We start from the raw sequence: 22,350 nt of genomic DNA, 5'->3' as shown, positions 1-22,350 counted from the left end.
TTCTACCTGATTACTCTTCGCTGGTGTGCACTTTGCGGTGCAGGATCGCCTGGAACTCGTCGGCGAAGGTGTAGTAACGACCGATCAGCACTTCGCTGCGCGCGGCGAAACGGTTGTAGGCGATTACCGCCGGGATTGCTGCGAACAGGCCGATGGCGGTGGCGATCAGCGCTTCGGCGATACCCGGGGCAACGGTTGCCAGGGTGGCCTGTTGGGCGCTGGCCAGGCCGCGGAAGGAGTTCATGATCCCCCACACGGTACCGAACAGGCCGATGTACGGGCTGGTGGAGCCGACGGTGGCCAGGAACGGCAGGCTCTGCTCGAGTTTTTCTTCCTCGCGCGAGATGGCGACGCGCATGGCACGGCCAACGCCTTCCATGACGGCGTCCGGGTCAACGCCCGGCTGCTGACGCAGGCGCGAGAACTCCTTGAAGCCGGCACGGAACACCTGCTCCACGCCAGAATCCGGGTCTGGGTTGCTGCCTGCCTGGCGGTACAACTTGGACAGGTCGATGCCCGACCAGAAGCGCTCCTCGAAGGCATCCAGCGCACGACGACCGGCGCGCAGCATGGTGCTGCGCTGGAAGATCATGATCCATGAAGTGACCGAGGCGGCCACCAGGATCAGCATTACCAGCTGTACCACCACGCTGGCATTGCTGACCAGACTCCACATGGAGGTATGGTCGACGACGTTAGCTTCCACGCTTATTCTCCTGCATTCGATTGATTACCCGAGCCGTCCGCCGCAAAGGCGTCGCGCAGCTGGGGGGGTATGGCTCGGGGTTTGAAAGTGTCGGCGCGCACGGCGGCCACCAGGAACTGCCCTTCGCAAAGCAGCGTTTCATCCTTTTCCCGCCAGACCTGCTGTACAAAACGCAGGCTGGCGCGATTGAGTTCAAGTACGTGCGCGGTCACCCGCAATTCGTCGTCCAGCCGCGCCGGCGCGTGATAGCGCGCTTCGCTGGAATGGACCACGAACAGCAGGTTGTCTTCGGCCAGCTGCGACTGGGAAAAACCCAGGTGCCGCAGGCGCTCGGTGCGCGCGCGCTCCATGAATTTCAGGTAGTTGACGTAATACACCACGCCGCCCGCATCGGTATCTTCGTAATAGACGCGACAACGGTGTGCGAACGGTTCGAGCTGATTTTGCGCGCGCATACTCTAGTGCTTACTCCTCAGCTTGCCAATCCGCTGCGGCAACTGTTTTTTCTTCATTAATGTCTTATTGCCAGCGCACCTTGGGCATGCCAGCGGTAGGACCACGAAAAGTCGCTTTTGATCTGTCATTCATCGCCTGGCTCGGAAAAATCAGCGCCCTCCCCCAACCGCCCGGGAATATTCAGGCCAAAGTGCAGGTAGGCATGCCGGGTGACCACGCGACCGCGCGGCGTGCGCATGATGTAGCCCTGCTGGATCAGGTAAGGCTCCAGCACGTCTTCGATGGTATGGCGCTCTTCGCTGATGGCCGCAGCCAGGTTGTCGACGCCCACCGGGCCGCCATCGAACTTCTCGATCATGGTCAGCAGCAAGCGGCGGTCGGAATGGTCGAAACCACGCTCATCGACGTCCAGCAGGTTCAGCGCCATGTCGGCCACGGCCTTGGTGATCTGGCCCTTGCCACGCACCTCGGCGTAGTCGCGTACGCGGCGCAGCAGGCGGTTGGCAATACGCGGCGTGCCCCGGGCACGCCGAGCAATCTCGTAGGCGCCCTGGTCTTCGATAACCAGGCCAAGGATGTTGGCAGAACGGCTGACGATGGTGGCCAGGTCCTTGTCGCTGTAGAACTCCAGGCGCTGAACGATACCGAAGCGGTCACGCAACGGGTTGGTGAGCATGCCGGCACGGGTAGTAGCCCCTACCAACGTGAACGGTGGCAGGTCGAGCTTGATCGAGCGGGCCGCCGGACCTTCGCCGATCATGATATCGAGCTGGAAGTCCTCCATGGCCGGGTACAGCACCTCTTCGACGACTGGTGACAGGCGATGGATCTCGTCGATGAACAGCACGTCGTGCGGCTCGAGGTTGGTCAGCATGGCTGCCAGGTCGCCGGGGCGCTCGAGGATCGGCCCGGAGGTACTTTTTACCGACACGCCCATCTCATGGGCAATGATATTGGCCAGGGTGGTCTTGCCCAGCCCGGGCGGGCCAAAGATCAGGGTGTGGTCGAGCGACTCGCTGCGGCCCCGGGCAGCCTGGATGAACAGCGCCATCTGCTCGCGCACCACCGGCTGGCCGATGTAATCGTCAAGGCTCAGCGGGCGAATCGCACGGTCCTGGACCTCTTCGCGGTCGCGGCCACTTGCGGCGATCAGGCGGTCGGCTTCGATCACTTGGTAATCATCCCTTTCAGGCTGCGGCGGATCAGCTCTTCACTGCTCAGGCCGGCCTTGTCCTTGATCGCGGCGATCGCCTTGCTCGCTTCCTGCGGCTTGTAGCCCAGCGAGACCAGGGCGCTGACGGCATCAGCCTCGGCGCTGGATTCGCTGGCGACCGGCAACGGGCCATCGGACACCAGGGTAAACATGGCCGGGGAGGTTTCCCAGGCCTTGAAACGGTCCTTGAGCTCTACCAGCAGGCGTTCGGCGGTTTTTTTGCCGACACCGGGCACGCGCACCAGGGCCGACGTATCCTGGGCCTGCACGCAACGCACCAGCTCGTCGACTTCCAGGCCGGACATCAGTGCCAGTGCCAGCTTCGGCCCCACGCCGTTGAGCCGGATGAGCTCGCGGAACAGCTCGCGCTCGCGCTTTTCGGCAAACCCATAGAGCAAATGGGCGTCTTCACGCACCACCAGATGGGTGTGCACGGTGACGGGTTCGCCCACCTTGGGCAGACGGTACAGGGTGGTCATGGGAACTTCCAGTTCGTAACCCACGCCGTTGATGTCGATAATCAGGTGCGGCGGCTGTTTCTCCGCCAGGGTGCCGCGCAAACGTCCAATCACGTTCCGATCCTTCCTCTCGGGGAGCCGGTCAAAGACCGCTCAACCCTATCAGCAAATGCAACGGGTGAACGCATCACCCGCACAAAATATGTATCAGCGCATGAAGCGCCTACAGACGCAAGCGTCCGCCACGTCGCCGCGCCGTGGCCAGGCCATGCGGCACCAGGCTGGAACGGGTATGAGCGTGGCACAGGGCGATGGCCAGGGCGTCGGAGGCGTCGATCTGCGGCTTTTGCGTCAGTTTCAGCAGGTGCATGACCATCATCATCACCTGCTCCTTGTTCGCCCCACCGGTGCCGGCCACCGCTTGCTTGACCTGTGTGGCGCTGTATTCGGCGATTTCAAGGCCGGCTTCGGCGGCAGCGACGATAGCCGCGCCGCGGGCCTGGCCGAGCTTCAGCGCCGAGTCGGCGTTGCGCGCCATGAACACGCGCTCGATGCCCATGGTCACCGGTTCGTGTTGGGCGATGATTTCACTGACACCACGAAAAACGATCTGCAGCCGCTCGTGCAGCTCGCCGCTGCCGGTGCGGATACAGCCCGACGCCACGTACTCGCAACCACGGGCGGTCTGGCGTACTACGCCGTAGCCGGTGATGCGCGAACCGGGGTCGATACCAAGAATAAGCGTCATAGTGCCTGTCGTAAAAATGATGCGTCTTTGCAAACTGTACCGGCCCTTTCGCGGGTGAACCCGCTCCCACAGGTACTGCACCGCGTTCGAATGCGGTGCAGTACCTGTGGGAGCGGGTTCACCCGCGAAAGGGCCGGTACAGGCACTGAAAAACTCAAAGAGCCGGCGTGGATCGCCAGGTCACCTTAGCCGAGGTTTTCCATGATCTCGTCGGAAATCTGGGCGTTGGAGTAGACGTTCTGCACGTCATCCAGGTCTTCGAGCATGTCGATCAGCTTGAGCACCTTTTCAGCACCGTCCTGGTCGAGCTCGGCACTGGTGGTCGGCTGCATGACGATTTCCGCGTCATCGGCCTTGAAACCAGCCTCTTCCAGGGCGTTACGCACGGCATAGAAGCTGTTGAACGAGGTAAACACGTCGAACGAGCCGTCATCGTTGGCCACCACGTCGTCAGCATCGGCTTCCATCGCCGCTTCCATCAGCGCGTCTTCATCCACGCCCGGGGCAAAACTGATCTGCCCCTTGCGCTCGAACAGGTAGGCCACCGAGCCGTCGGTACCCAGGTTGCCGCCACACTTGGTGAAGGCATGCCGCACGGCGGCGGCGGTGCGGTTGCGGTTGTCGGTCATGGTCTCGACCATGATCGCCACGCCACCCGGACCGTAACCTTCGTAGCTGAGCTCTTCGACGTTGTCGCTTTCATTGGTGCCAGCACCACGGGCCACGGCGCGATCGATGATGTCGCGGCTCATGTTGGCGCCCAAGGCCTTGTCCAGCGCCAGACGCAGGCGCGGGTTGGATGCCGGGTCAGGGCCGCCCTGCTTGGCAGCGACCGTCAGCTCGCGGATCCACTTGGTGAAGACCTTGCCTCTCTTGGCATCCTGGCGCTCTTTGCGGTGCTTGATGTTCGCCCACTTGGAATGACCAGCCATAACGACTCCGAATCCTTTGAATCACAAACAGCCCCGCCCCTGTACGGGGCGGGACGGGAAAATACCTGCGCCGAAACGCAAAGGCGCATCCATGTGGATGCGCCCGGGGACCGCTTACTCGACCTTGGTCTGTTCGCGCAGTCGGATGTGCAGCTCGCGCAGGGCCTTGGCGTCGACCAGGCCAGGGGCCTGAGTCATGACGCACGCGGCGCTCTGGGTTTTCGGGAAGGCGATCACTTCACGGATCGACTGGGCGCCGGTCATCAGCATGACCAAGCGGTCCAGACCAAAGGCCAGGCCACCGTGCGGCGGCGCACCGAACTTCAGGGCGTCGAGCAGGAAGCCGAACTTCTCTTCCTGTTCCGCCGCTTCGATGCCCAGCAGGCGGAACACAGCCTGTTGCATCTCTTTGCGGTGGATACGGATCGAACCGCCACCCAGTTCAGTACCGTTCAGGACCATGTCGTAGGCACGGGACAGGGCTGTGGCCGGGTTGGCCTCAAGCTCTTCCGGCGAGCACTTCGGCGCGGTGAACGGGTGGTGCAGCGCGGTGAAGCTGCCGTCTTCGTTCTCTTCGAACATCGGGAAGTCGACGACCCACATCGGTGCCCACTCGCAGGTGTGCAGGTTGAAGTCGTTGCCGACCTTGATGCGCAGTGCGCCCAGAGCCTCGCTGACGATCTTGAACTTGTCGGCACCGAAGAAAACGATGTCGCCATCGACCGCGCCAACGCGATCGAGGATCACGTTGAGGTTGGCTTCAGGGATGTTCTTGACGATCGGCGACTGCAGGCCTTCGACGCCCTTGGCGCGCTCGTTGACCTTGATGTACGCCAGGCCCTTGGCACCGTAGATGCCAACGAACTTGGTGTACTCGTCGATCTTGCTGCGCGGCATGCTGGCGGCGCCAGGCACGCGCAGGGCGGTAACGCGGCACTTCGGATCGTTGGCCGGGCCTGCGAATACCTTGAAGTCGACATCCTTCAGCTGGTCGGCAACGTCGACCAGTTCCAGCGGGTTACGCAGGTCTGGCTTGTCGGAGCCGTAGCGGCGCATGGCTTCTTCGAAGGTCATGTGCGGGAATTCGCCGAATTCCAGGTCCAGCACTTCCTTGAACAGCTTGCGGATCATGCTCTCGGTCAGGCCCATGATCTCGGATTCATCGAGGAAGCTGGTCTCGATGTCGATCTGGGTGAACTCCGGCTGACGGTCAGCACGCAGGTCTTCGTCACGGAAGCACTTGGCGATCTGGTAGTAGCGGTCGAAGCCGGCGACCATCAGCAGCTGCTTGAACAGCTGGGGCGACTGCGGCAGGGCGAAGAAGCTACCGGCGTGGGTACGGCTTGGCACCAGGTAGTCACGCGCGCCTTCCGGGGTGGCACGGGTCAGGATCGGCGTTTCGACGTCGAGGAAGCCGTTTTCATCGAGGAAGCGACGGATGCTGGTGGTGATGCGCGAACGCAGACGCAGCTTCTCGGCCATTTCCGGGCGACGCAGATCGATGAAGCGGTAACGCAGGCGGGTTTCCTCGCCGACGTCGGAGTATTCGTTCAGCGGGAACGGCGGGGTTTCTGCTTCGTTGAGCACGGTCAGCTGGTAGCCAAGGATCTCGATGGCACCGGAGGCCATGTTGGCATTCACCGCGCCGTCAGGGCGCTTGCGCACCTTGCCGGTGACTTGCACGACGTATTCGCTGCGCACGCGGTCGGCGGCGGCGAAGGTTTCGGCGCGATCCGGGTCGAACACGACCTGGGCCATGCCTTCGCGGTCACGGATGTCGAGGAAGATCACCCCGCCGTGGTCGCGGCGACGATGGACCCAGCCGCAAAGGGTGACTTCCTGGCCGTCCAGGCTCTCGTTCAGTTGGCCGCAATAATGGCTGCGCATCATGATGGTGGTTTCGCTTCTCGTGATTCGTGTATTCGGTGGAGGCCTTGGCCGCCCGGAGGGCTAATACTGCAAGACCCGGTCACAGCATTCAACTCAGTCGGCCTTGTCGCCGCCTGCAAGATTCTTTTTCGCCCCGGTCTTGAAGTCGGTTTCGTACCAACCATTACCGCTCAGGCGGAAGCCTGGCACCGACAGCAGCTTCTTCAGCGCCGGTGCCTGGCAGGCCGGGCAATCTGTCAGCGGCGCGGCGCTGATCTTCTGCAGCACTTCCATGCGATGCTCGCAGGACGCACATAGATAGTCATAAAGGGGCATGGGTGTCTCTCGTCAACCATAACGCTGGCTGCCGGGGCAGCAAAAAGCGGGATTATATATGGTTAGCAAGCACTGCGCAGCCCGCCAGGCGATCAGCGCGCACTTGGCGGGTCCTGCAGCCAGGCGACGCAGATTACCCTGATCAGCCCGCTGAAGTTACGCACCCCGCCCTGGCGCAGGTGCACCTCGCGGTCCACGTAGGACAACACCGCGCTGACCGAGCAGCGGTTGGCGGCGGCGATGCGTTCCAGGATGCCCCAGTAGACGGCCTCCAGACGCAGACAGGTGGAAAAACCGTTGAGCCGCACCGAACGTGACACCGGCTGCGTCTGCAACATATCGAAATCTGCCTTGAACGGATCAATGCACTGTTTTCCTGGCCAGCTCCCCTGACCAGCCACACGCTTGCTCGCTTGCATCATGCGCCCTACTTCCTCGTCACCGGTAACAGGTGACCAATGAAGCGCTGGGCAGCAGGTTTAGAGCAGCGGCAAAGTCTTCCCGCACAGTTACCGACAGGCGCAGCCTTGTGCTGCACCTGCCGGGGACGCACCGCTTGTTGATTACTTGCCGTCGAGCAATACCCTCAGCATCCACGCGGTTTTCTCGTGAACCTGCATGCGCTGGGTCAGCAAGTCGGCAGTCGGCTCGTCACTGACCTTGTCCACTACCGGGAAAATGCTGCGTGCAGTACGCACCACGGCCTCCTGACCCTGGACCAGCTGGCGGATCATCTCGTCCGCCGGGGGTACGCCTTCCTCCTCCTTGATAGAGGAGTGCCGTGCATAGAATGCATAAGACCCCGGCGCAGGAAAGCCTAGGGCACGGATGCGCTCGGCAATCGAATCGACTGCCAGTGCCAGTTCGTTGTACTGCTCTTCGAACATCAGGTGCAGGGTGCGGAACGACGGACCGGTGACGTTCCAGTGAAAATTATGAGTTTTCAGATACAGCACGTAGGTATCCGACAACAGGCGGGACAGCCCATCGACGATGGACTTGCGATCTTCTTCACTGATACCGATATCAATTGCCATTGAAGTTCCCCTTTTCATAAGGCTTGAGACTCAAGCGGACGCCGACCACTGTAGCAACACTTGCCCCACCCCGCCTGTGACATGGCGCAACACATCGCCCACCGGGGCCTGCGGTTTGAGTAGCCTTCGGCTTTGCTGTTAAATAGGCACCGTGCCACCCGTGCGGACTGTTATTGCCGGGTGCATAGGCTGGCCTGTCACGTGTTCGCGCTTTACACCTCATGCGCACCGTGCTGCCAGCTCTTCCTGTGATCGGCCTTATCAACTGTGAGCCAACCCCATGTTCAAGATCGTCCATCTGGTGACGGGCGTGGCAGCCTTGCTGCTATCGCTCATACCCAGCCTGAAAACCGATGCAACACCCTTCCTGCTACAACCCGACGCGGTCTACCTTGCCCTGCTCGGCCTGCTCAACCTGGTCCTGGCCCCGGTCGTGCCGTTGTACTACCGCGGCGCACGCCAGCAGTTGCAGCACCTTGCCTGCGCCTTGCTGGTGGTGGCAGTGGTGCTGCAGACCCTGACGCTGCTGGCCCGCCCGGAAATGGGCAACCTTGCCGCGCTGGTGTGCGCGGCCTTGGCCGTTGCCCTGCACCTGGCGGTGGGCTTTGCCCGCAGCCCGCGCAAGGCACGCAGCAGCCAGCATACCGCCCAGGATGCCGGCAGCCGTGATACCGGCACCGTGAAGTGGTTCAACACCTCGAAAGGCTTTGGTTTCATCTCCCGCGATTCGGGTGATGACATCTTCGTGCACTTTCGCGCCATTCGCGGCGAAGGCCACCGCATTCTAGTCGAAGGCCAGCGCGTGGAGTTTTCGGTGATGCACCGCGATAAGGGCCTGCAGGCCGAGGATGTGGTGGCAGTTAACCGCCGCTGATTTTCTTGCAGTAACGCTGCTTGTGGGAGCGGGCATGCCCGCTCCCACAAGATTCGATCAGTAATGAGGCGGCGGCGCCTCTTCCCCCTCGGTGCCGTACTGGCCGACCATCTCTTCATGGCGCTTGATCAGCTCGGCTACCTGTAGCTTCAGCCGCTCGATCACCTGCGCTTGCTCGACCACCACATCATTCAGCGCCTGAAGGGTGTCATCCTGAAACGCCTGACGGGTTTCCAGTTCGACGATACGCAACTCCAGCGACATGTCAGGCCTCCTGATAACCAGCAAGTTGCAACCCACGCAGGCGCTGGCGCACGGCTTGCAGCTGCTCGTCGCTGTATGCCACGGCCGGGCACTTGCCCCACACCGGTGCTGGCCAGGCGGCATCGTCACGCTGGCGCACGATCACGTGCATGTGCAACTGGCTGACGACATTGCCGAGGGTGGCCACGTTCATCTTGTCGGCGCCATAGCTGGCCTTCAGTGCCTCAGCCAGCAAGGTGGTTTCCTGCCACAGCTGCTCCTGCTCTGCCGCTTCCAGCTCGAACAGCTCGCTGATGCCGGCGCGCTTGGGCACCAGGATGAACCATGGGTAGTTGGCATCCTTGCTCAGCAACAGCTGGCACAACGCAAACTCCCCCAGCACCAGGGAATCCTGCTGCAAACGCGAATCCAGGACGAACACGGCATATCTCCTTCAGGCAAAAACAACCCGCTTTCAAGCGGAAAACAGGCCTGCAAGGATACCCTGCACATTCCCGGTAACACAGCGCTACTTTTCGCACCAAAATGAGGCCGCCTGCACGCCGCCACCACACTTGTCACCCCACAAACGACTCTGGATGAACAAGTTGCGGTAACACATTGACTTTCATGACAGCTTTTTAAATTTTAATGATTCTCGACTCCATCATGCCCTCAGGCAGCCTTCGCCCCGTGTTTACGGCACTTTCCGACCCTCGGTAGCAGGTTTTGTGAAAATTTCATGAAGTGTTGCGAATTTTGTGCACGCTTGTTGCATTCACTTCACACCAAGTCGGCACGACATCTGCACTGGCAGGTGTACGCGACAAATAACAACAGCCGCATTGGTTACCAGGGAGTTTCCTCAACCAGAATCCGCAGTTACAGATTCGTTACGGTGACAGGAACAGCGCTGGCGTTATACGGCCCATAAACCGGGGCGTGATTTGCGACATGGATATACCTAAAAGCGACATGGCAAAAAAGTTCCGTAAAGAGTCTATATAGCCATATCGCCAACAACAGTCAGCGTGCTATACATTTTCGCCGACATAACAAGAAAGAGCTGCACCCTATAACTAAAACACTTGGGCGCGGCGGTACTCTTCCTAAAAACCAAAGGAGCAAATCACGATGCGCGTGATGAAGTGGAGCATGATCGCCCTGGCCGTTGCGGCAGGGACCTCGCAGTTGGCAATGGCCTCGGCACAAGACGAGTCCAAAGGTTTCATCGAAGACAGCAAGCTGAACGTAAAAACCCGCATGCTGTACTTCAGCCGTGACTTCCGTAACAACGCGCCTGGCACCCAGAGCCGCGTTGAAGAAACCGGCCTTGGCTTCCTCGGCACCTTCGAATCGGGCTTCACCCAAGGCACCGTAGGCTTCGGTGTCGACGCCATCGGCATGCTGGGCCTCAAACTGGACAGCGGCAGGGGCCGCGCCGGCACCGGTCTGTTCCCGACAGGTTCCGACGGTCGCTCGCAGGACGACTACTCCGAAGGCGGCGGCGCAGTGAAAATGCGCATCTCCAACACTGTGCTCAAATGGGGTGACCAGTTCACCGCCCTGCCAGTGCTGGCTACCGACGACAGCCGACTGCTGCCGGAAGTTGCCGAAGGCGGCCTGATCACCAGCAACGAGATCGATGGCCTGACCCTGCACGCCGGTCACTTCACTGCCATGAACGCCCAGGCCCAGACTTACCACGACAGCCTGAACATGACCGAGGCCAACGTCTTTGGTGGCACCTACGCCATTAATGACAACCTCAGCACCAGCGTTTACTACTCGCATATCGAAGACCACTTCCGCAAATGGTACGGCAACATCAACTGGGCGCTGCCGATCAGCGACAAGCAAGGCCTGGTGTTCGACTTCAACATCTATGACACCAAGTCCATCGGCAACAACCTGACCGGCGCATTCGTCAGCAAGGCCGACGGCAGCAACGAACTCGACAACATTGCAGCCAGCCTCTCGGCCGCCTACAACATTGGCGCCCACACCTTCACCCTGGCCTACCAGAAAGTCAGCGGCGACGGCGACTATGCCTACGGCGTCGACGGTGGCGGTACGGTCTTCCTGGCCAACTCCGTGGCCCGTTCCGACTTCAACGCCGAAGACGAGAAGTCCTGGCAGGCACGCTACGACCTGAACTTCGCCGAATTCGGCGTACCAGGCCTGACCTTCATGACCCGTTACGTGCGCGGTACTGGTGCAACTACCCGCACCACCGACGACGGCAAGGAATGGGAACGCGACATCGACGTGAAGTACGTGCTGCAAAGCGGCCCTGCCAAGGACCTGAGCTTGCGCGTACGTCAGGCCACCTACCGTTCGGGCGATGGCGTCTACTACGGTTCCCCATCGATCGACGAACTGCGCCTGATCGTGGAGTACCCGCTGAGCATCCTGTAAGCCTGGCTTGCAGTGCCCCGCACCTGAAAAGCCCGGCGATCTCGCCGGGCTTTTTCTTGGCTGACAAGCGGCCCGCCCTGGGGCATCCTGTACGCCTTCGTTTCGCCCCCGTACAATGCGGGGCTATTTCAACGTCTTAGGCAATCGACACGGCTAACCATGCGCACCAGTCAATATTTGCTCGCCACCCAGAAAGAAACCCCTGCCGACGCAGTGGTCATCAGCCATCAGCTCATGCTGCGTGCCGGCATGATCCGCAAACTGGCCTCCGGCCTGTACACCTGGCTGCCGATGGGCCTGCGGGTAATGCGCAAGGTCGAGGCCGTGGTGCGTGAGGAAATGAACGCCGCCGGCGCCCTGGAGGTGCTGATGCCAAGCATCCAGCCTGCCGAGCTGTGGCAGGAGTCCGGCCGCTGGGAGCAGTACGGCCCTGAGCTGCTGCGCCTGAAGGACCGCCACCAGCGCGACTTCTGCGTTGGCCCGACCCACGAGGAAGTCATCACTGACCTGGCCCGTAACGAGCTGTCCAGCTATAAACAGCTCCCACTCAACATGTACCAGATCCAGACCAAGTTCCGTGACGAGATCCGCCCGCGCTTCGGCCTGATGCGCGGCCGCGAGTTCATCATGAAGGACGCCTACTCGTTCCATGCCGACCAGGCTTCCCTGCAGGAAACCTACGACCGCATGCACCAGGCGTACAGCAACGTATTCACCCGCCTGGGCCTGGACTTCCGTCCAGTGCAGGCCGACACCGGTTCGATCGGTGGCAGCTACTCGCACGAATTCCATGTACTGGCCGACTCCGGCGAAGACGATGTGATCTTCAGCGACAGCTCCGACTATGCCGCCAATATCGAGAAGGCCGAAGCCATTCCGCGTGAAACCGTGCGCCCTGCTCCTACCGAGGAGCTGCGCCTGGTCGACACGCCAGAGGCCAAGACCATCGCGCAACTGGTTGAAAACCACGGCCTGGCGATCGAGAAGACCGTCAAGACCCTGATCGTGCGCGGCGCTGAAGAAGGCAAGCTGATTGCCCTGATCGTTCGCGGCGACCACGAGCTGAACGAAATCAAGGCCACCAAGCTGGAACAGGTTGCCGAACCTCTGGTCATGGCCACCGAAGCCGAACTGCGCGACGCCATTGGCGCCGGTGCCGGCTCGCTCGGCCCGCTGAACCTGCCGCTGGAATGCATCATCGACCGTTCGGTTGCCCTGATGAGCGACTTCGGCATCGGCGCCAACATCGACGACAAGCACTACTTCGGCGTGAACTGGGAGCGCGACCTGCCGGTTCCACAGGTCGCCGACCTGCGTAACGTGGTCGAAGGCGACCCAAGCCCGGACGGCCAGGGCACCCTGGTGATCAAGCGCGGCATTGAAGTGGGCCACATCTTCCAGCTGGGCACCAAGTACAGCGAAGCGCTGAAGTGCCAGGTACTGGGCGAGAACGGCAAGCCGGTGGTTCTGTCGATGGGCTGCTACGGTATCGGCGTGTCCCGCGTGGTCGCCGCTGCCATCGAGCAGAGCTATGATGACAAGGGCATCATCTGGAACGATGCCCTGGCGCCGTTCCAGATCGCTCTGGTACCGCTGCGCTATGAAACCGAGGTGGTTCGCGAGGCAACCGACAAGCTGTACGCCGAACTGACCGCTGCCGGCTTTGAAGTGCTGCTGGACGACCGCGACAAGAAGACCAGCCCAGGCATCAAGTTTGCCGACATGGAGCTGATCGGCATCCCACACCGCATCGTCGTCAGCGATCGCGGCCTGGCCGAAGGCAACCTGGAGTACAAGCACCGCACCGAGCAGGACGCCCAGGCGTTGCCGCTCAATGAAGTGCTGAGCTTCCTGCAGGCCCGCGTTCGCCGCTGATAACCAATGCACGAGTGATCATGTTCAAGCGAAGTACCTTTACCCTGGGGGGCGCCGCACTGTGCGGCGCCCTGCTCGTCAGCGGCTGCGCCAACCAGATGTCCCAGCGCAGCGACCATGAGGAGCGCGTCGAGCGCAAATTGCTCGAGCACACCCTGCAGATCGATGTCGGCGAGCCGAAGGTGATGGAGCTGCCGCAACGACGTGTGCGCGTGCATGAGCAGAAGCGCTTCGAAGTCACCGAGTTCGAAGTCACCCGTCGCTATGACCGCTACACGCCTTACCAGCCCTGGCGGGAGGTCTACGAGATCCCGCTGGGTGCAGTGGCCGTGGTAGCGGGCGTCGGCGCCAACGTGGTCAACGTCTTCGCCTTGGGCAACCTGCCGGAAAGCATCACCCATGACTGGCTGAGCTATGGCGTGGACGGGCTCAACCCGTTCATGAACGTACCGTCCAACGGGCGTGCCCAGCAGAACCTGGCCGGGATCAGCGAAGTGCAGAAAGGCCAGCGCGAGGAATCTACCAGCGTGCCCTGGAGCGAACGCCTGGTCGAGGTCAAGGCCGGCAAGATGACCCACGAGCTGACCACTGACAGGAACGGGGTGCTGCGCTTGAACCTGCTCGACAGCCCGTTCTCCGAGCAGAACCTCAACCACGTCGGCACCCTGCATCTTCAGGTATTCGACGAAGACAACGCGGTACGGGGTGATGCCAGCCTGCTGGTCAGCGCCACCCTGCGCAACAAGTTGCTTGAAGCCCATGAGCTGATCTTCGATGACCTCGAAGATGATGATGTCGGCCAGTGGGTACATCGGGTCAAGCGTCTGTCGGAGCTGGGCCTTGAAGAAGAAGCCAGTGAAATGGAACAAAGCCTGATCGAGCTGACCCGCAACGATCCGGAGCTGCAACAGGAGTTTCTGCAAACGCTGACCAAGGCCACTGGCCGGTTGGTGGCAGATCCAGGCGTGCAGTAACAGAGGGGCCGCTGTGCGGCCCTTTTTTATTCAGACGTAAACAACTCCAGTTGCTCATGCGCGCCGCGTAAATCGCGCAACCTTACCCCTACCCCCAGCAAGCGCACCGGCTTGCCACCACGGGCGAACGCTTGGCCCAGCAGTTGCCGATAACTTTCAAGGTCCCGCCCTGCCCCTGCCTGCTCCATGGTGGTCTGGCTGAAGTCATGGAACTTGACCTTGACGAACGGCTTGTCCGGCCGATAGCTGCTGTCCATACGGGCGATGCGCTCGTTAAGGCTTTCGAGCAGCTCTGGCAACCGGGCCAGGCAACTGGCCAGGTCCGGCAGGTCAGTATCGTAGGTGTTTTCCACGCTGACTGACTGTCTGCGGCTGTCGTTGTGCACTGCGCGCTCATCAATACCCCGCGCCAGCCCCCACAAGCGCTCGCCAAAGCTGCCAAATTCACGCACCAATGCCAGGCGCGACCAGTCACGCAGGTCAAGGCAGGTTTCAATACCCAACCGTGCCAGTTTATCGGCCGTCACCTTGCCCACCCCATGCAACCTGGCCACCGGCAAGGCGGCGACAAAGGCCTCCACCTCGCCCGGGGTAATCACGAACAGCCCATTGGGTTTGCGCCAGTCACTGGCAATCTTGGCCAGGAACTTGTTCGGCGCCACGCCCGCCGACACCGTGATATGCAAGGTGCGGGCGACGCGCCGGCGAATATCCTCGGCGATGCGCGTGGCGCTGCCCGAATACCACTGGCTGTCGCTCACATCCAGATAGGCTTCGTCCAGCGACAAAGGCTCGATCAGCTCGGTGTAGTCGCGGAAGATCGCGTGGATTTCCCGTGAAGCCTCACGGTAGGCCTCGAAGCGCGGCTTGACGATCAACAGGTCGGGGCACAGCTTCAGCGCATGCCGTGACGACATGGCCGAGCGCACACCATAGGCACGCGCTTCATAGTTGCAGGTGGCGATCACCCCGCGATGCTCGGGCGAGCCCCCAACCGCCATGGGCCGCCCGGCCAGACGCGGGTCGTCACGCATCTCGATCGCGGCGTAGAAGCAATCGCAGTCGACGTGGATGATCTTGCGCAAGGACATGGATGGCCGTCAGCACTGTAAATTCATACAGATAGTATCGCATGCGACCTACCCGAAACACCTCACCCGCTGCATCACACGACAAACCGCCTGAAAGCCCCGTCGCGCCTGACCTGCTTGCTGCCCGCTCACGCTAAGGGTTTGAACAAAAAAGGGTTTTCCAATGAAACTGCTTGACACCTGGGCGTAAATCCGTAGAATTCGATCTCACAGGCGCGGGATGGAGCAGCCTGGTAGCTCGTCGGGCTCATAACCCGAAGGTCGTCGGTTCAAATCCGGCTCCCGCAACCAGATTCAAGAAAAGGCCACTGTTCATACAGTGGCCTTTTTCTTTGCCTTCGAAAAAGTAAAACCGAAAAACCTTTGATAAATCAAAGCCTAGCGCTTGACACACCGTCAGCAAACTGTAGAATGCGCCCCACAGACGCGGGATGGAGCAGTCTGGTAGCTCGTCGGGCTCATAACCCGAAGGTCGTCGGTTCAAATCCGGCTCCCGCAACCAAGTTCAAGAAAAGGCCACTGTTAACGCAGTGGCCTTTTTCTTTGTCCGCTGAAAAGCATCAGCAAAAACCCTCGACAAATCAAAGCTTAGCGCTTGACATACAAACCACACGCTGTAGAATCCGCCCCACTGACGCGGGATGGAGCAGCCTGGTAGCTCGTCGGGCTCATAACCCGAAGGTCGTCGGTTCAAATCCGGCTCCCGCAACCATATTCGTCAGAACAAACCCCGCCTGTGTAACAGCAGCGCGGGGTTTGTTGCTTCTGCCCTCCCCGCTTTTTCATCGCATCGTTTTTCCCCGCCCCTTGCCAACCCGCAGGCTTGAGGCATCGTGCCCAGGATGAACTATCTTTAACCCTGCCAGGCTGCTGAAAGCGTCTGAGGCCGGAGTAACATTGGATACGTTTTCCTAAGGGACTTTCACTTGGCCGTACCTCCCCTCAACCTCGCGCTGCATGCCCGAGGCAACCCATGACTTCTCACAACCCCGAACCTCCGGTGCCACTGGCCTCGGCGCTACCCGGTGCCGTGCAGCGTCTGCCCTTGCTCGAGCGCGTAAGCCGCTACCGCCAGCCCATCGGCCTGGCAGTGACCCTGGTGCTGTTCACCATGGCGTTGATTGCCTGCCGCCACCTGCTGAGCGAGCTGGACATCTATGCCTTGCACGATGCCATGCTCAGCGTACCGGCCCAGTCAGTGCTGGGCGCCTTGCTGGCGACCGTGATCGGCTTCGTGATCTTGCTAGGTTACGAGTGGTCGGCCAGCCGCTATGCTGGCGTGAAACTGCCGGCACGCAGCCTGGTGCTAGGCGGCTTCAGCGCCTTTGCCATTGGCAACGCCATAGGCCTGTCGATGCTTTCGGGTGGCTCGGTGCGCTACCGCCTGTATGCACGCCAGGGGCTGGGCGCTGGCGAAGTCGCACGCATGACCGTGTTTGCCAGCCTGTCGCTGGGCTGCGCGCTGCCCCCCCTCGCCGCCTTGGCAACCTTGAGCGACCTGCCGGCAGCCTCGACCGCACTGGGGTTGGCACCTGGCCTGCTGGCAGGTATCGCCGCCGCCGTGCTGGTGGCGTCCGCCCTGCTGGTATTCGGCTTGTACCGCCGACGCCTGGCCGAACAGCCGCTGGCCAATAACCTGCTGGTGCAACTGGGCCGCCGCACACTGCGCCTGCCGGGCGCGCGCCTGGCCGCCCTGCAACTGCTGATTACCGCGCTGGATGTGGCAGCGGCCGCCACCGTACTGTATCTGCTGCTGCCCGAAGCACCACCCTTTGGCGCGTTTGTGCTGGTGTACCTGCTGGCCCTGGCCGCAGGCGTGCTCAGCCATGTACCGGGCGGCGTCGGGGTGTTCGAAGCCATCCTGCTGGCAGCCTTTGCCGACCAGCTCGGTGCCGCGCCGCTGGCGGCCGCCCTGCTGCTGTACCGGCTGATCTATGTGGTGCTGCCCCTGCTGCTGGCCTGCGTACTGCTGCTGGCCAATGAAGCCCGGCGCCTGCTGTTCGCACAGCAGGCCATCAAGGCCGCCTCCGGGATGGCCGCCCCCATCCTGTCGATACTGGTATTCCTGTCTGGGGTGGTGCTGCTGTTTTCCGGCGTCACGCCCGAGATCGACACGCGCCTGGAGCACATGGGCTTCCTTGTGCCGCACCGGCTGATCGATGCCTCGCACTTTGGCGCGAGCCTGATCGGCGTGCTGTGCCTGTTGCTGGCCCAAGGCCTGCGCCGACGGCTGTCCGCGGCCTGGCTGCTAACCACCGTGCTGCTCTTGGTCGGCGCCCTGCTGTCGCTGCTCAAGGGCTTTGACTGGGAAGAGGCTTGCCTGCTGACCTTCACCGCGGCCCTGCTGGCCCTGTTCCGTCGCTCGTTCTACCGCCCCAGCCGCCTGTTGGAGCTGCCATTTTCGCCAGTGTTTCTGGTGGCCAGTGCCTGTACGGTCGGCGCATCGGTGTGGCTGCTGTTGTTTGCCTACCAGGATGTGCCCTACAGCCATCAGCTGTGGTGGCAGTTCACCCTCGACGCCGATGCCCCGCGCGGCCTGCGCGCCGCCATGGGCAGCGCCTTGCTGCTGGCTGCCTTGGCGCTGACCTGGCTGCTGCGCACCGCGCCGCCGGTGATCCACCTGCCCAACGACGAAGAACTGCAGCGCGCCAACCGTATCCTGCTGGCCTCCGACCAGCCCGACGGCGGCCTGGCCCTGACCGGCGACAAGGCATTGCTGTTTCACCCACGCGACAATGCCTTCCTTATGTATGCCCGTCGCGGCCGCAGCCTGGTGGCCCTGTACGACCCGATCGGCCCGGCCCAGGAACGCGCCGAAATGATCTGGCAGTTCCGTGACCTGTGCGACCTGCACCACGCCCGGCCAGTGTTCTATCAGGTGCGCGCCGAAAACCTGCCGTTCTATATGGACATTGGCCTGACCGCACTGAAGCTGGGCGAAGAAGCCCGGGTCGACTTGCGCCGCTTCGACCTCGAAGCCAAGGGCAAAGAGATGAAAGACCTGCGCTACACCTGGAACCGTGGTGGCCGCGACGGCCTGAGCCTGGAGATCCACGAGCCCGGTCATGCCCCGCTGGCAGAGCTGAAGGAAATTTCCGATGCCTGGCTCGGCGGCAAGAACGTGCGCGAAAAAGGCTTCTCGTTGGGGCGCTTCAGCCCGGAGTACCTGCAGCACTTCCGCATCGCCCTGATCCGCTTCCAGGGCCGGCCGGTGGCGTTCGCCAACCTGCTGGAGACCCACAGCAACGAGCTGGCCAGCCTCGACCTGATGCGTGCGCACCCCGACGCACCGAAGCTGACCATGGAATTCATGATGATCGGCCTGATCCTGCACTACAAAAGCCATGAGTATTCCCGCTTCAGCCTGGGCATGGTGCCGCTTTCAGGCCTTCAGCCGCGGCGTGGCGCGCCGTTGACCCAGCGCCTGGGCTCAATGGTGTTCCGCCGTGGCGAGCAGCTTTACAACTTCCAGGGGCTTCGCCGCTTCAAGGACAAATTCCAACCGGATTGGGAACCCCGCTACATGGCCGTGCCGGCCGGGCTCGACCCGCTGGTGGCACTGGCCGATACTGCCGCCCTGATTGCGGGCGGCCTGACTGGATTGGTGAAACGTTGATGACCCGACGCTTATGGCTGTACCTGCTGGTTCCCCTGCTGCTGGCCGCCCTGGGGGGTGCGCTGGCGTTCTGGCTGTGGACGCGCCCGGCTCCCGAAGCGCGGCTGGAGCAATTGAGCATCAATGACACCAGCATCACCCGCGTGACCCCAGGTGTGCACCCCAAGGCTCGGGTGGCCATCGGTGTGCCACAGGATCAGGCGCTGACGGACAAGCAACTGCTCGACCTGAGCCAGGCCGGCGAAGCCCAGCTGGTGCAGGTGATCTTGCCGCCTAACGACTGCAGCAAGCAGCAACAGGCCATGGCCCAGGCCCTGGCTGAGTTGCCGGAGAAGCCGACGCTGGTAGCCGGTATCGGCCCTGGCGCCGCCCAGGCCTGGCGCTGGCTGGCCAGCCAGAACGATGACAAGGCCCGGGCAATTTCTGTGGACTTCACCGTCGAGCAACCCGGCTGCCAGGCACCGCTGCCCAAAGCGGCTGCCCATGGCCACTGGAACGTCGCCTGGAACGACAACCCGGATGACGCCAGCGCCGCCTTCGTGCGCGACCAGGCCAATGCAGAAACCAGCATCAGCGACTACGACATCCATCTGCCACAAGTGCTCAAGGCTCAGCTGACCCAGGCCTTGGTAGGCCACGACGGTAACGCCCTGGCCATCCCGGTGGTGGAAGTGCCGGCCGGGCAGACCACCGACACGGTCACCCTGTTCCTATCCGGTGACGGCGGCTGGCGCGACCTGGACCGCGATGTTGCCGGGGAAATGGCCAAGCTGGGCTACCCGGTGGTGGGTATCGACACGCTGCGCTATTACTGGCAGCACAAGACCCCGGAGCAAAGCGCTGCCGACCTGTCCGAGCTGATGCAGCACTACCGGCAGAAGTGGGGCACCAAGCGCTTTGTACTCACCGGCTATTCGTTCGGTGCCGATGTGCTACCGGCGATCTACAACCGCCTGCCGGTGGAGGACCAGCAACGCATCGACGCGGTGATGCTACTGGCCTTTGCCCGCAGCGGCAGCTTCGAGATCGAGGTTGAGGGCTGGCTGGGCAAGGAAGGCCAGGAAGCACCAACCGGGCCGGAAATGGCCAGGCTGCCAGCCTCCAAGGTGGTGTGCGTGTATGGCGTGGAAGAGACCGACGAGAGCGGTTGCACCGACAAGACCGCTGTGGGGGAACGCCTGAAGCTGCCTGGCGGGCACCACTTTGATGAGAACTACCCGGCGCTGGCCAAGCGCTTGATTGGTGAGATTGAGACACGCCAGGGCAAGTCCAGCGTCGCCGAACAGAACTGAGCTCTCACCTTTGGAAGGTTGACGCGGTCAATGTAGGAGCGGCCTTGTGCCGCGAAAGGGCCGCAAAGCGGCCCCGATTTTTCAGCGTTATCGTCAATATTGCCAGGGCTGCTTTGCAGCCCTTTCGCGGCACAAGGCCGCTCCTACAGGGACCGCGTCGAGTCTTGCCAATTCAGATCTCGACCTGGGTCCCCAGTTCGATCACCCGGTTCAGCGGCAGGTTGAAGAAGCGCAGGTTACCGTTGGCATTCTTCAGCAAGAACGCGAACAGGTTGCCCCGCCAGCGCGACATCCCCTCCAGCCGCGACGCGATTACCGTCTCGCGGCTGAGGAAGTAAGTGGTACGCATCGGGGTGAAGTCCAGATCATCCCGGTGGCACAGCGTCAATGCCGCCGGCACGTCCGGCTCGTCCATGAAGCCAAAGTGCAACAGCACACGGAAGAACCCGTCGCCATAAGCCTCCACCTCGAAACGCTCCTGCTCCGGGACCCGCGGCCGGTCCTCGCTGACCACGGTCAGCAACACTACCTGGCTGTGCAACACCTGGTTATGCAGCATGTTGTGCAATAGCGCGTGGGGCACGGCATCCGACCGGGCAGTAAGGAACACCGCGGTACCTTCGACCCGATGCGGCGGCTGAATGCGGATACTGCTGATGAACAGCGGCAACGGCAGCGCACCTTCGTCGATGCGCTCCATCAGGATCTGCTTGCCGCGCTTCCAGGTACTCATCAGCAGGAACAACACACCACCAGCCAACACCGGGAAGGCACCGCCCTGGACGATTTTCGGCACGTTGGCGGCAAAAAAGAGTCCATCGACAAACAGGAAGCCCAACAGGATCGGCACTGCCAGCAGCGGCGGCCATTTCCACAACAGCAACATTACCGCCGACACCAGAATGGTGGTCATCAGCATGGTGCCGGTCACCGCCACGCCGTAGGCCGCCGCCAGGGCGCCGGACGACTCGAAGCCGATCACCAGCAGCACCACGCCCACCATCAGCGTCCAGTTCACCGCACCAATGTAGATCTGCCCCTGCTCGTCGCTGGAGGTGTGCTGGATCTGCATGCGCGGAATGTAGCCCAGCTGGATGGCCTGGCGGGTCAGGGAAAAGGCCCCTGAAATGACCGCCTGCGAGGCGATCACAGTGGCCATTGTGGCCAACCCGACCAACGGCAGCAGCGCCCAGCCTGGCGCCAGCAGGTAAAAGGGGTTGCGGGCCGCCTCCGGGTTTTGCAGCAGCAGTGCACCCTGGCCGAAATAGTTGAGCACCAACGCGGGCAGCACCAGGATGAACCAGGCCCGGGCGATCGGCTTGCGGCCAAAATGCCCCATGTCGGCATACAGCGCCTCGGCACCGGTCAGCGCCAGCACCACGGCGCCGAGGATGGCTACGCCCATGCCTGGGTGAACCACGAAGAAGTTCACCGCCCAGCCCGGGTTGAAGGCCTTGAGCACTTCCGGGCTCTGTGAGATGCCGTGCACGCCCAATGCGCCCAGCACCACGAACCAGGTGACCATGATCGGGCCGAACAGCTTGCCGATCTTCTCGGTGCCGTGCTTCTGCACCAGGAACAGCGCCACCAGCACCACCAGCGAAATCGGCACCACCCAGTGGTCGATACCGTCAAACGCCAGGCCCATGCCCTCCACGGCCGACAACACCGATACCGCCGGGGTGATCATGCTGTCGCCATAGAACAGCGAAGCGCCGATCAAGCCACAGATCACCATCAGCGTACGCAACCGCGGATAGGCCGCCGTGGCCCGCCGCGCCAGCGCGGTCAGCGCCATGGTGCCACCCTCGCCCTGGTTGTCCGCGCGCAGGATGAACATCACGTACTTGAACGACACCACCCACAACAGCGACCACAGGATCAGCGACAGGATCCCCAACACGCCATCATGGTTGACCGGCACGCCGTAGCCGCCGGTGAAGACTTCCTTGAGGGTATACAACGGGCTGGTGCCGATATCGCCATAAACCACCCCGACCGCCGCCACGAGCAGGCCCAGCGACCGCGCCGCCCCCTGCTTCCCCGCGTGCCCGCCCTCGGCGTGACTGCTTGCCTGAACCATCGACCACTCCCGCAGACGGCCTTGTAGGCCACTAAAAATCACACCTGCGCGAGGCTTTACCGATACCTCGAACGCAATGGCGCGAAGCATAGCGCAGCGTTCGTCGATTTTCTGCTGGTTCGGTGCTGT

20 protein-coding genes and 3 tRNA genes are annotated in these 22,350 nt (G+C 62.0%); 9 read left to right on the top strand and 14 right to left on the bottom strand.

Annotated elements, in window-relative coordinates:
- Window positions 1-10: 10 nt before the first annotated feature.
- From tolQ to ABI582_RS20380, 10 genes are all read right to left on the bottom strand, one after another.
- On the bottom strand, window positions 11-706 hold the full coding sequence (tolQ, locus tag ABI582_RS20425; RefSeq protein WP_008090219.1) for a protein TolQ: 696 nt from the start codon (window positions 704-706) through the stop codon (window positions 11-13).
- A 2-nt stretch (window positions 707-708) separates the two neighbouring features.
- Window positions 709-1,161, bottom strand: a complete 453-nt coding sequence (ybgC, locus tag ABI582_RS20420) for a tol-pal system-associated acyl-CoA thioesterase (RefSeq protein WP_016488652.1) — start codon at window positions 1,159-1,161, stop codon at window positions 709-711.
- Window positions 1,162-1,286: 125 nt separating this feature from the next.
- Window positions 1,287-2,333, bottom strand: coding sequence for a Holliday junction branch migration DNA helicase RuvB (gene ruvB, locus ABI582_RS20415; protein ID WP_019472555.1), 1,047 nt, complete (start codon window positions 2,331-2,333; stop codon window positions 1,287-1,289).
- Window positions 2,330-2,947: a Holliday junction branch migration protein RuvA gene (gene ruvA, locus ABI582_RS20410; protein ID WP_442120113.1), complete on the bottom strand. Its 618-nt coding sequence runs from the start codon at window positions 2,945-2,947 to the stop codon at window positions 2,330-2,332. Before ruvA ends, ruvB begins: the two co-directional genes overlap by 4 nt.
- A gap of 109 nt (window positions 2,948-3,056) precedes the next feature.
- The gene (ruvC, locus tag ABI582_RS20405; RefSeq protein WP_016498323.1) at window positions 3,057-3,581 is read right to left on the bottom strand and encodes a crossover junction endodeoxyribonuclease RuvC; all 525 of its coding nucleotides are present in this window, start codon (window positions 3,579-3,581) and stop codon (window positions 3,057-3,059) included.
- A 185-nt stretch (window positions 3,582-3,766) separates the two neighbouring features.
- On the bottom strand, window positions 3,767-4,513 hold the full coding sequence (locus ABI582_RS20400; protein WP_338744933.1) for a YebC/PmpR family DNA-binding transcriptional regulator: 747 nt from the start codon (window positions 4,511-4,513) through the stop codon (window positions 3,767-3,769).
- Between the two features lie 114 nt (window positions 4,514-4,627).
- Window positions 4,628-6,403 (bottom strand): aspartate--tRNA ligase, encoded by a 1,776-nt coding sequence (aspS, locus tag ABI582_RS20395; RefSeq protein ID WP_016498321.1) that lies wholly within the window; start codon window positions 6,401-6,403, stop codon window positions 4,628-4,630.
- 93 nt (window positions 6,404-6,496) lie between these two features.
- A complete protein-coding gene (locus ABI582_RS20390; RefSeq protein ID WP_338744935.1) occupies window positions 6,497-6,718 on the bottom strand; it encodes an FmdB family zinc ribbon protein in 222 nt (73 codons plus the stop codon).
- Window positions 6,719-6,810: 92 nt separating this feature from the next.
- On the bottom strand, window positions 6,811-7,140 hold the full coding sequence (locus ABI582_RS20385) for a ribbon-helix-helix domain-containing protein (protein ID WP_338744936.1): 330 nt from the start codon (window positions 7,138-7,140) through the stop codon (window positions 6,811-6,813).
- 141 nt (window positions 7,141-7,281) lie between these two features.
- Entirely contained in the window at window positions 7,282-7,755 is a 474-nt protein-coding gene (locus ABI582_RS20380) for a Dps family protein (protein ID WP_003254783.1), read from the bottom strand.
- A 280-nt stretch (window positions 7,756-8,035) separates the two neighbouring features.
- Between ABI582_RS20380 and ABI582_RS20375 the strand changes: the two genes are divergently transcribed.
- Window positions 8,036-8,629: a cold shock domain-containing protein membrane protein gene (locus ABI582_RS20375; protein WP_442120112.1), complete on the top strand. Its 594-nt coding sequence runs from the start codon at window positions 8,036-8,038 to the stop codon at window positions 8,627-8,629.
- A 57-nt stretch (window positions 8,630-8,686) separates the two neighbouring features.
- Here ABI582_RS20375 and ABI582_RS20370 read toward each other — a convergent pair whose 3' ends face one another.
- A complete protein-coding gene (locus tag ABI582_RS20370) occupies window positions 8,687-8,893 on the bottom strand; it encodes a SlyX family protein (protein WP_016498318.1) in 207 nt (68 codons plus the stop codon).
- Window position 8,894: 1 nt separating this feature from the next.
- Complete coding sequence (locus ABI582_RS20365) at window positions 8,895-9,314, bottom strand: HIT family protein (RefSeq protein ID WP_442120111.1); 420 nt, start codon at window positions 9,312-9,314, stop codon at window positions 8,895-8,897.
- A 692-nt stretch (window positions 9,315-10,006) separates the two neighbouring features.
- Here ABI582_RS20365 and ABI582_RS20360 point away from each other — a divergent pair.
- From ABI582_RS20360 to ABI582_RS20350, 3 genes are all read left to right on the top strand, one after another.
- Window positions 10,007-11,290, top strand: coding sequence for an OprD family porin (locus ABI582_RS20360; protein WP_338744939.1), 1,284 nt, complete (start codon window positions 10,007-10,009; stop codon window positions 11,288-11,290).
- 159 nt (window positions 11,291-11,449) lie between these two features.
- The gene (locus tag ABI582_RS20355) at window positions 11,450-13,165 is read left to right on the top strand and encodes a proline--tRNA ligase (protein ID WP_442120110.1); all 1,716 of its coding nucleotides are present in this window, start codon (window positions 11,450-11,452) and stop codon (window positions 13,163-13,165) included.
- Between the two features lie 20 nt (window positions 13,166-13,185).
- Window positions 13,186-14,139: a hypothetical protein gene (locus ABI582_RS20350; RefSeq protein WP_338744940.1), complete on the top strand. Its 954-nt coding sequence runs from the start codon at window positions 13,186-13,188 to the stop codon at window positions 14,137-14,139.
- A gap of 26 nt (window positions 14,140-14,165) precedes the next feature.
- Here the strand turns inward: ABI582_RS20350 and dinB are convergent, their stop codons facing one another.
- On the bottom strand, window positions 14,166-15,224 hold the full coding sequence (gene dinB, locus ABI582_RS20345; protein ID WP_442120163.1) for a DNA polymerase IV: 1,059 nt from the start codon (window positions 15,222-15,224) through the stop codon (window positions 14,166-14,168).
- 220 nt (window positions 15,225-15,444) lie between these two features.
- On the opposite strand from dinB, the gene ABI582_RS20340 reads away from it, so the two are divergent.
- The 5 genes from ABI582_RS20340 (at window position 15,445) to ABI582_RS20320 (ending at window position 20,138) form a co-directional block, all read left to right on the top strand.
- Window positions 15,445-15,521: transfer RNA gene (locus ABI582_RS20340), tRNA-Met, on the top strand.
- Between the two features lie 134 nt (window positions 15,522-15,655).
- Window positions 15,656-15,732: transfer RNA gene (locus ABI582_RS20335), tRNA-Met, on the top strand.
- A gap of 133 nt (window positions 15,733-15,865) precedes the next feature.
- Window positions 15,866-15,942: transfer RNA gene (locus tag ABI582_RS20330), tRNA-Met, on the top strand.
- Window positions 15,943-16,203: 261 nt separating this feature from the next.
- The gene (gene mprF / locus ABI582_RS20325; protein WP_442120109.1) at window positions 16,204-18,846 is read left to right on the top strand and encodes a bifunctional lysylphosphatidylglycerol flippase/synthetase MprF; all 2,643 of its coding nucleotides are present in this window, start codon (window positions 16,204-16,206) and stop codon (window positions 18,844-18,846) included.
- Window positions 18,846-20,138, top strand: coding sequence for a virulence factor family protein (locus tag ABI582_RS20320; RefSeq protein WP_338744942.1), 1,293 nt, complete (start codon window positions 18,846-18,848; stop codon window positions 20,136-20,138). The genes mprF and ABI582_RS20320 overlap by 1 nt, the downstream gene beginning before the upstream one ends.
- A gap of 172 nt (window positions 20,139-20,310) precedes the next feature.
- Here ABI582_RS20320 and ABI582_RS20315 read toward each other — a convergent pair whose 3' ends face one another.
- Window positions 20,311-22,221 (bottom strand): potassium transporter Kup, encoded by a 1,911-nt coding sequence (locus tag ABI582_RS20315; protein ID WP_442120108.1) that lies wholly within the window; start codon window positions 22,219-22,221, stop codon window positions 20,311-20,313.
- Window positions 22,222-22,350: the final 129 nt, after the last annotated feature.

Origin of the sequence: Pseudomonas sp. SAS7 (assembly GCF_052112345.1) — a bacterium.
GTDB classification, from domain to species: domain Bacteria; phylum Pseudomonadota; class Gammaproteobacteria; order Pseudomonadales; family Pseudomonadaceae; genus Aquipseudomonas; species Aquipseudomonas putida_Q.
Note: the sequence above shows the minus strand (reverse complement) of the source record. Positions and strands in the feature narration are given on the sequence as shown.

Excerpts from the sequence above, each read along its gene's own strand:
- ybgC (WP_016488652.1), bottom strand. The coding sequence starts at position 1,161 with ATGCGCGCGCAAAATCAGCTCGAACCGTTCGCACACCGTTGTCGCGTC.
- ruvC (WP_016498323.1), bottom strand. The coding sequence starts at position 3,581 with ATGACGCTTATTCTTGGTATCGACCCCGGTTCGCGCATCACCGGCTAC.
- ABI582_RS20400 (WP_338744933.1), bottom strand. The coding sequence starts at position 4,513 with ATGGCTGGTCATTCCAAGTGGGCGAACATCAAGCACCGCAAAGAGCGC.
- aspS (WP_016498321.1), bottom strand. The coding sequence starts at position 6,403 with ATGATGCGCAGCCATTATTGCGGCCAACTGAACGAGAGCCTGGACGGC.
- ABI582_RS20390 (WP_338744935.1), bottom strand. The coding sequence starts at position 6,718 with ATGCCCCTTTATGACTATCTATGTGCGTCCTGCGAGCATCGCATGGAA.
- ABI582_RS20385 (WP_338744936.1), bottom strand. The coding sequence starts at position 7,140 with ATGATGCAAGCGAGCAAGCGTGTGGCTGGTCAGGGGAGCTGGCCAGGA.
- ABI582_RS20380 (WP_003254783.1), bottom strand. The coding sequence starts at position 7,755 with ATGGCAATTGATATCGGTATCAGTGAAGAAGATCGCAAGTCCATCGTC.
- ABI582_RS20375 (WP_442120112.1), top strand. The coding sequence starts at position 8,036 with ATGTTCAAGATCGTCCATCTGGTGACGGGCGTGGCAGCCTTGCTGCTA.
- ABI582_RS20370 (WP_016498318.1), bottom strand. The coding sequence starts at position 8,893 with ATGTCGCTGGAGTTGCGTATCGTCGAACTGGAAACCCGTCAGGCGTTT.
- ABI582_RS20360 (WP_338744939.1), top strand. The coding sequence starts at position 10,007 with ATGCGCGTGATGAAGTGGAGCATGATCGCCCTGGCCGTTGCGGCAGGG.
- ABI582_RS20355 (WP_442120110.1), top strand. The coding sequence starts at position 11,450 with ATGCGCACCAGTCAATATTTGCTCGCCACCCAGAAAGAAACCCCTGCC.
- ABI582_RS20350 (WP_338744940.1), top strand. The coding sequence starts at position 13,186 with ATGTTCAAGCGAAGTACCTTTACCCTGGGGGGCGCCGCACTGTGCGGC.
- mprF (WP_442120109.1), top strand. The coding sequence starts at position 16,204 with ATGACTTCTCACAACCCCGAACCTCCGGTGCCACTGGCCTCGGCGCTA.
- ABI582_RS20320 (WP_338744942.1), top strand. The coding sequence starts at position 18,846 with ATGACCCGACGCTTATGGCTGTACCTGCTGGTTCCCCTGCTGCTGGCC.
- ABI582_RS20315 (WP_442120108.1), bottom strand. The coding sequence starts at position 22,221 with ATGGTTCAGGCAAGCAGTCACGCCGAGGGCGGGCACGCGGGGAAGCAG.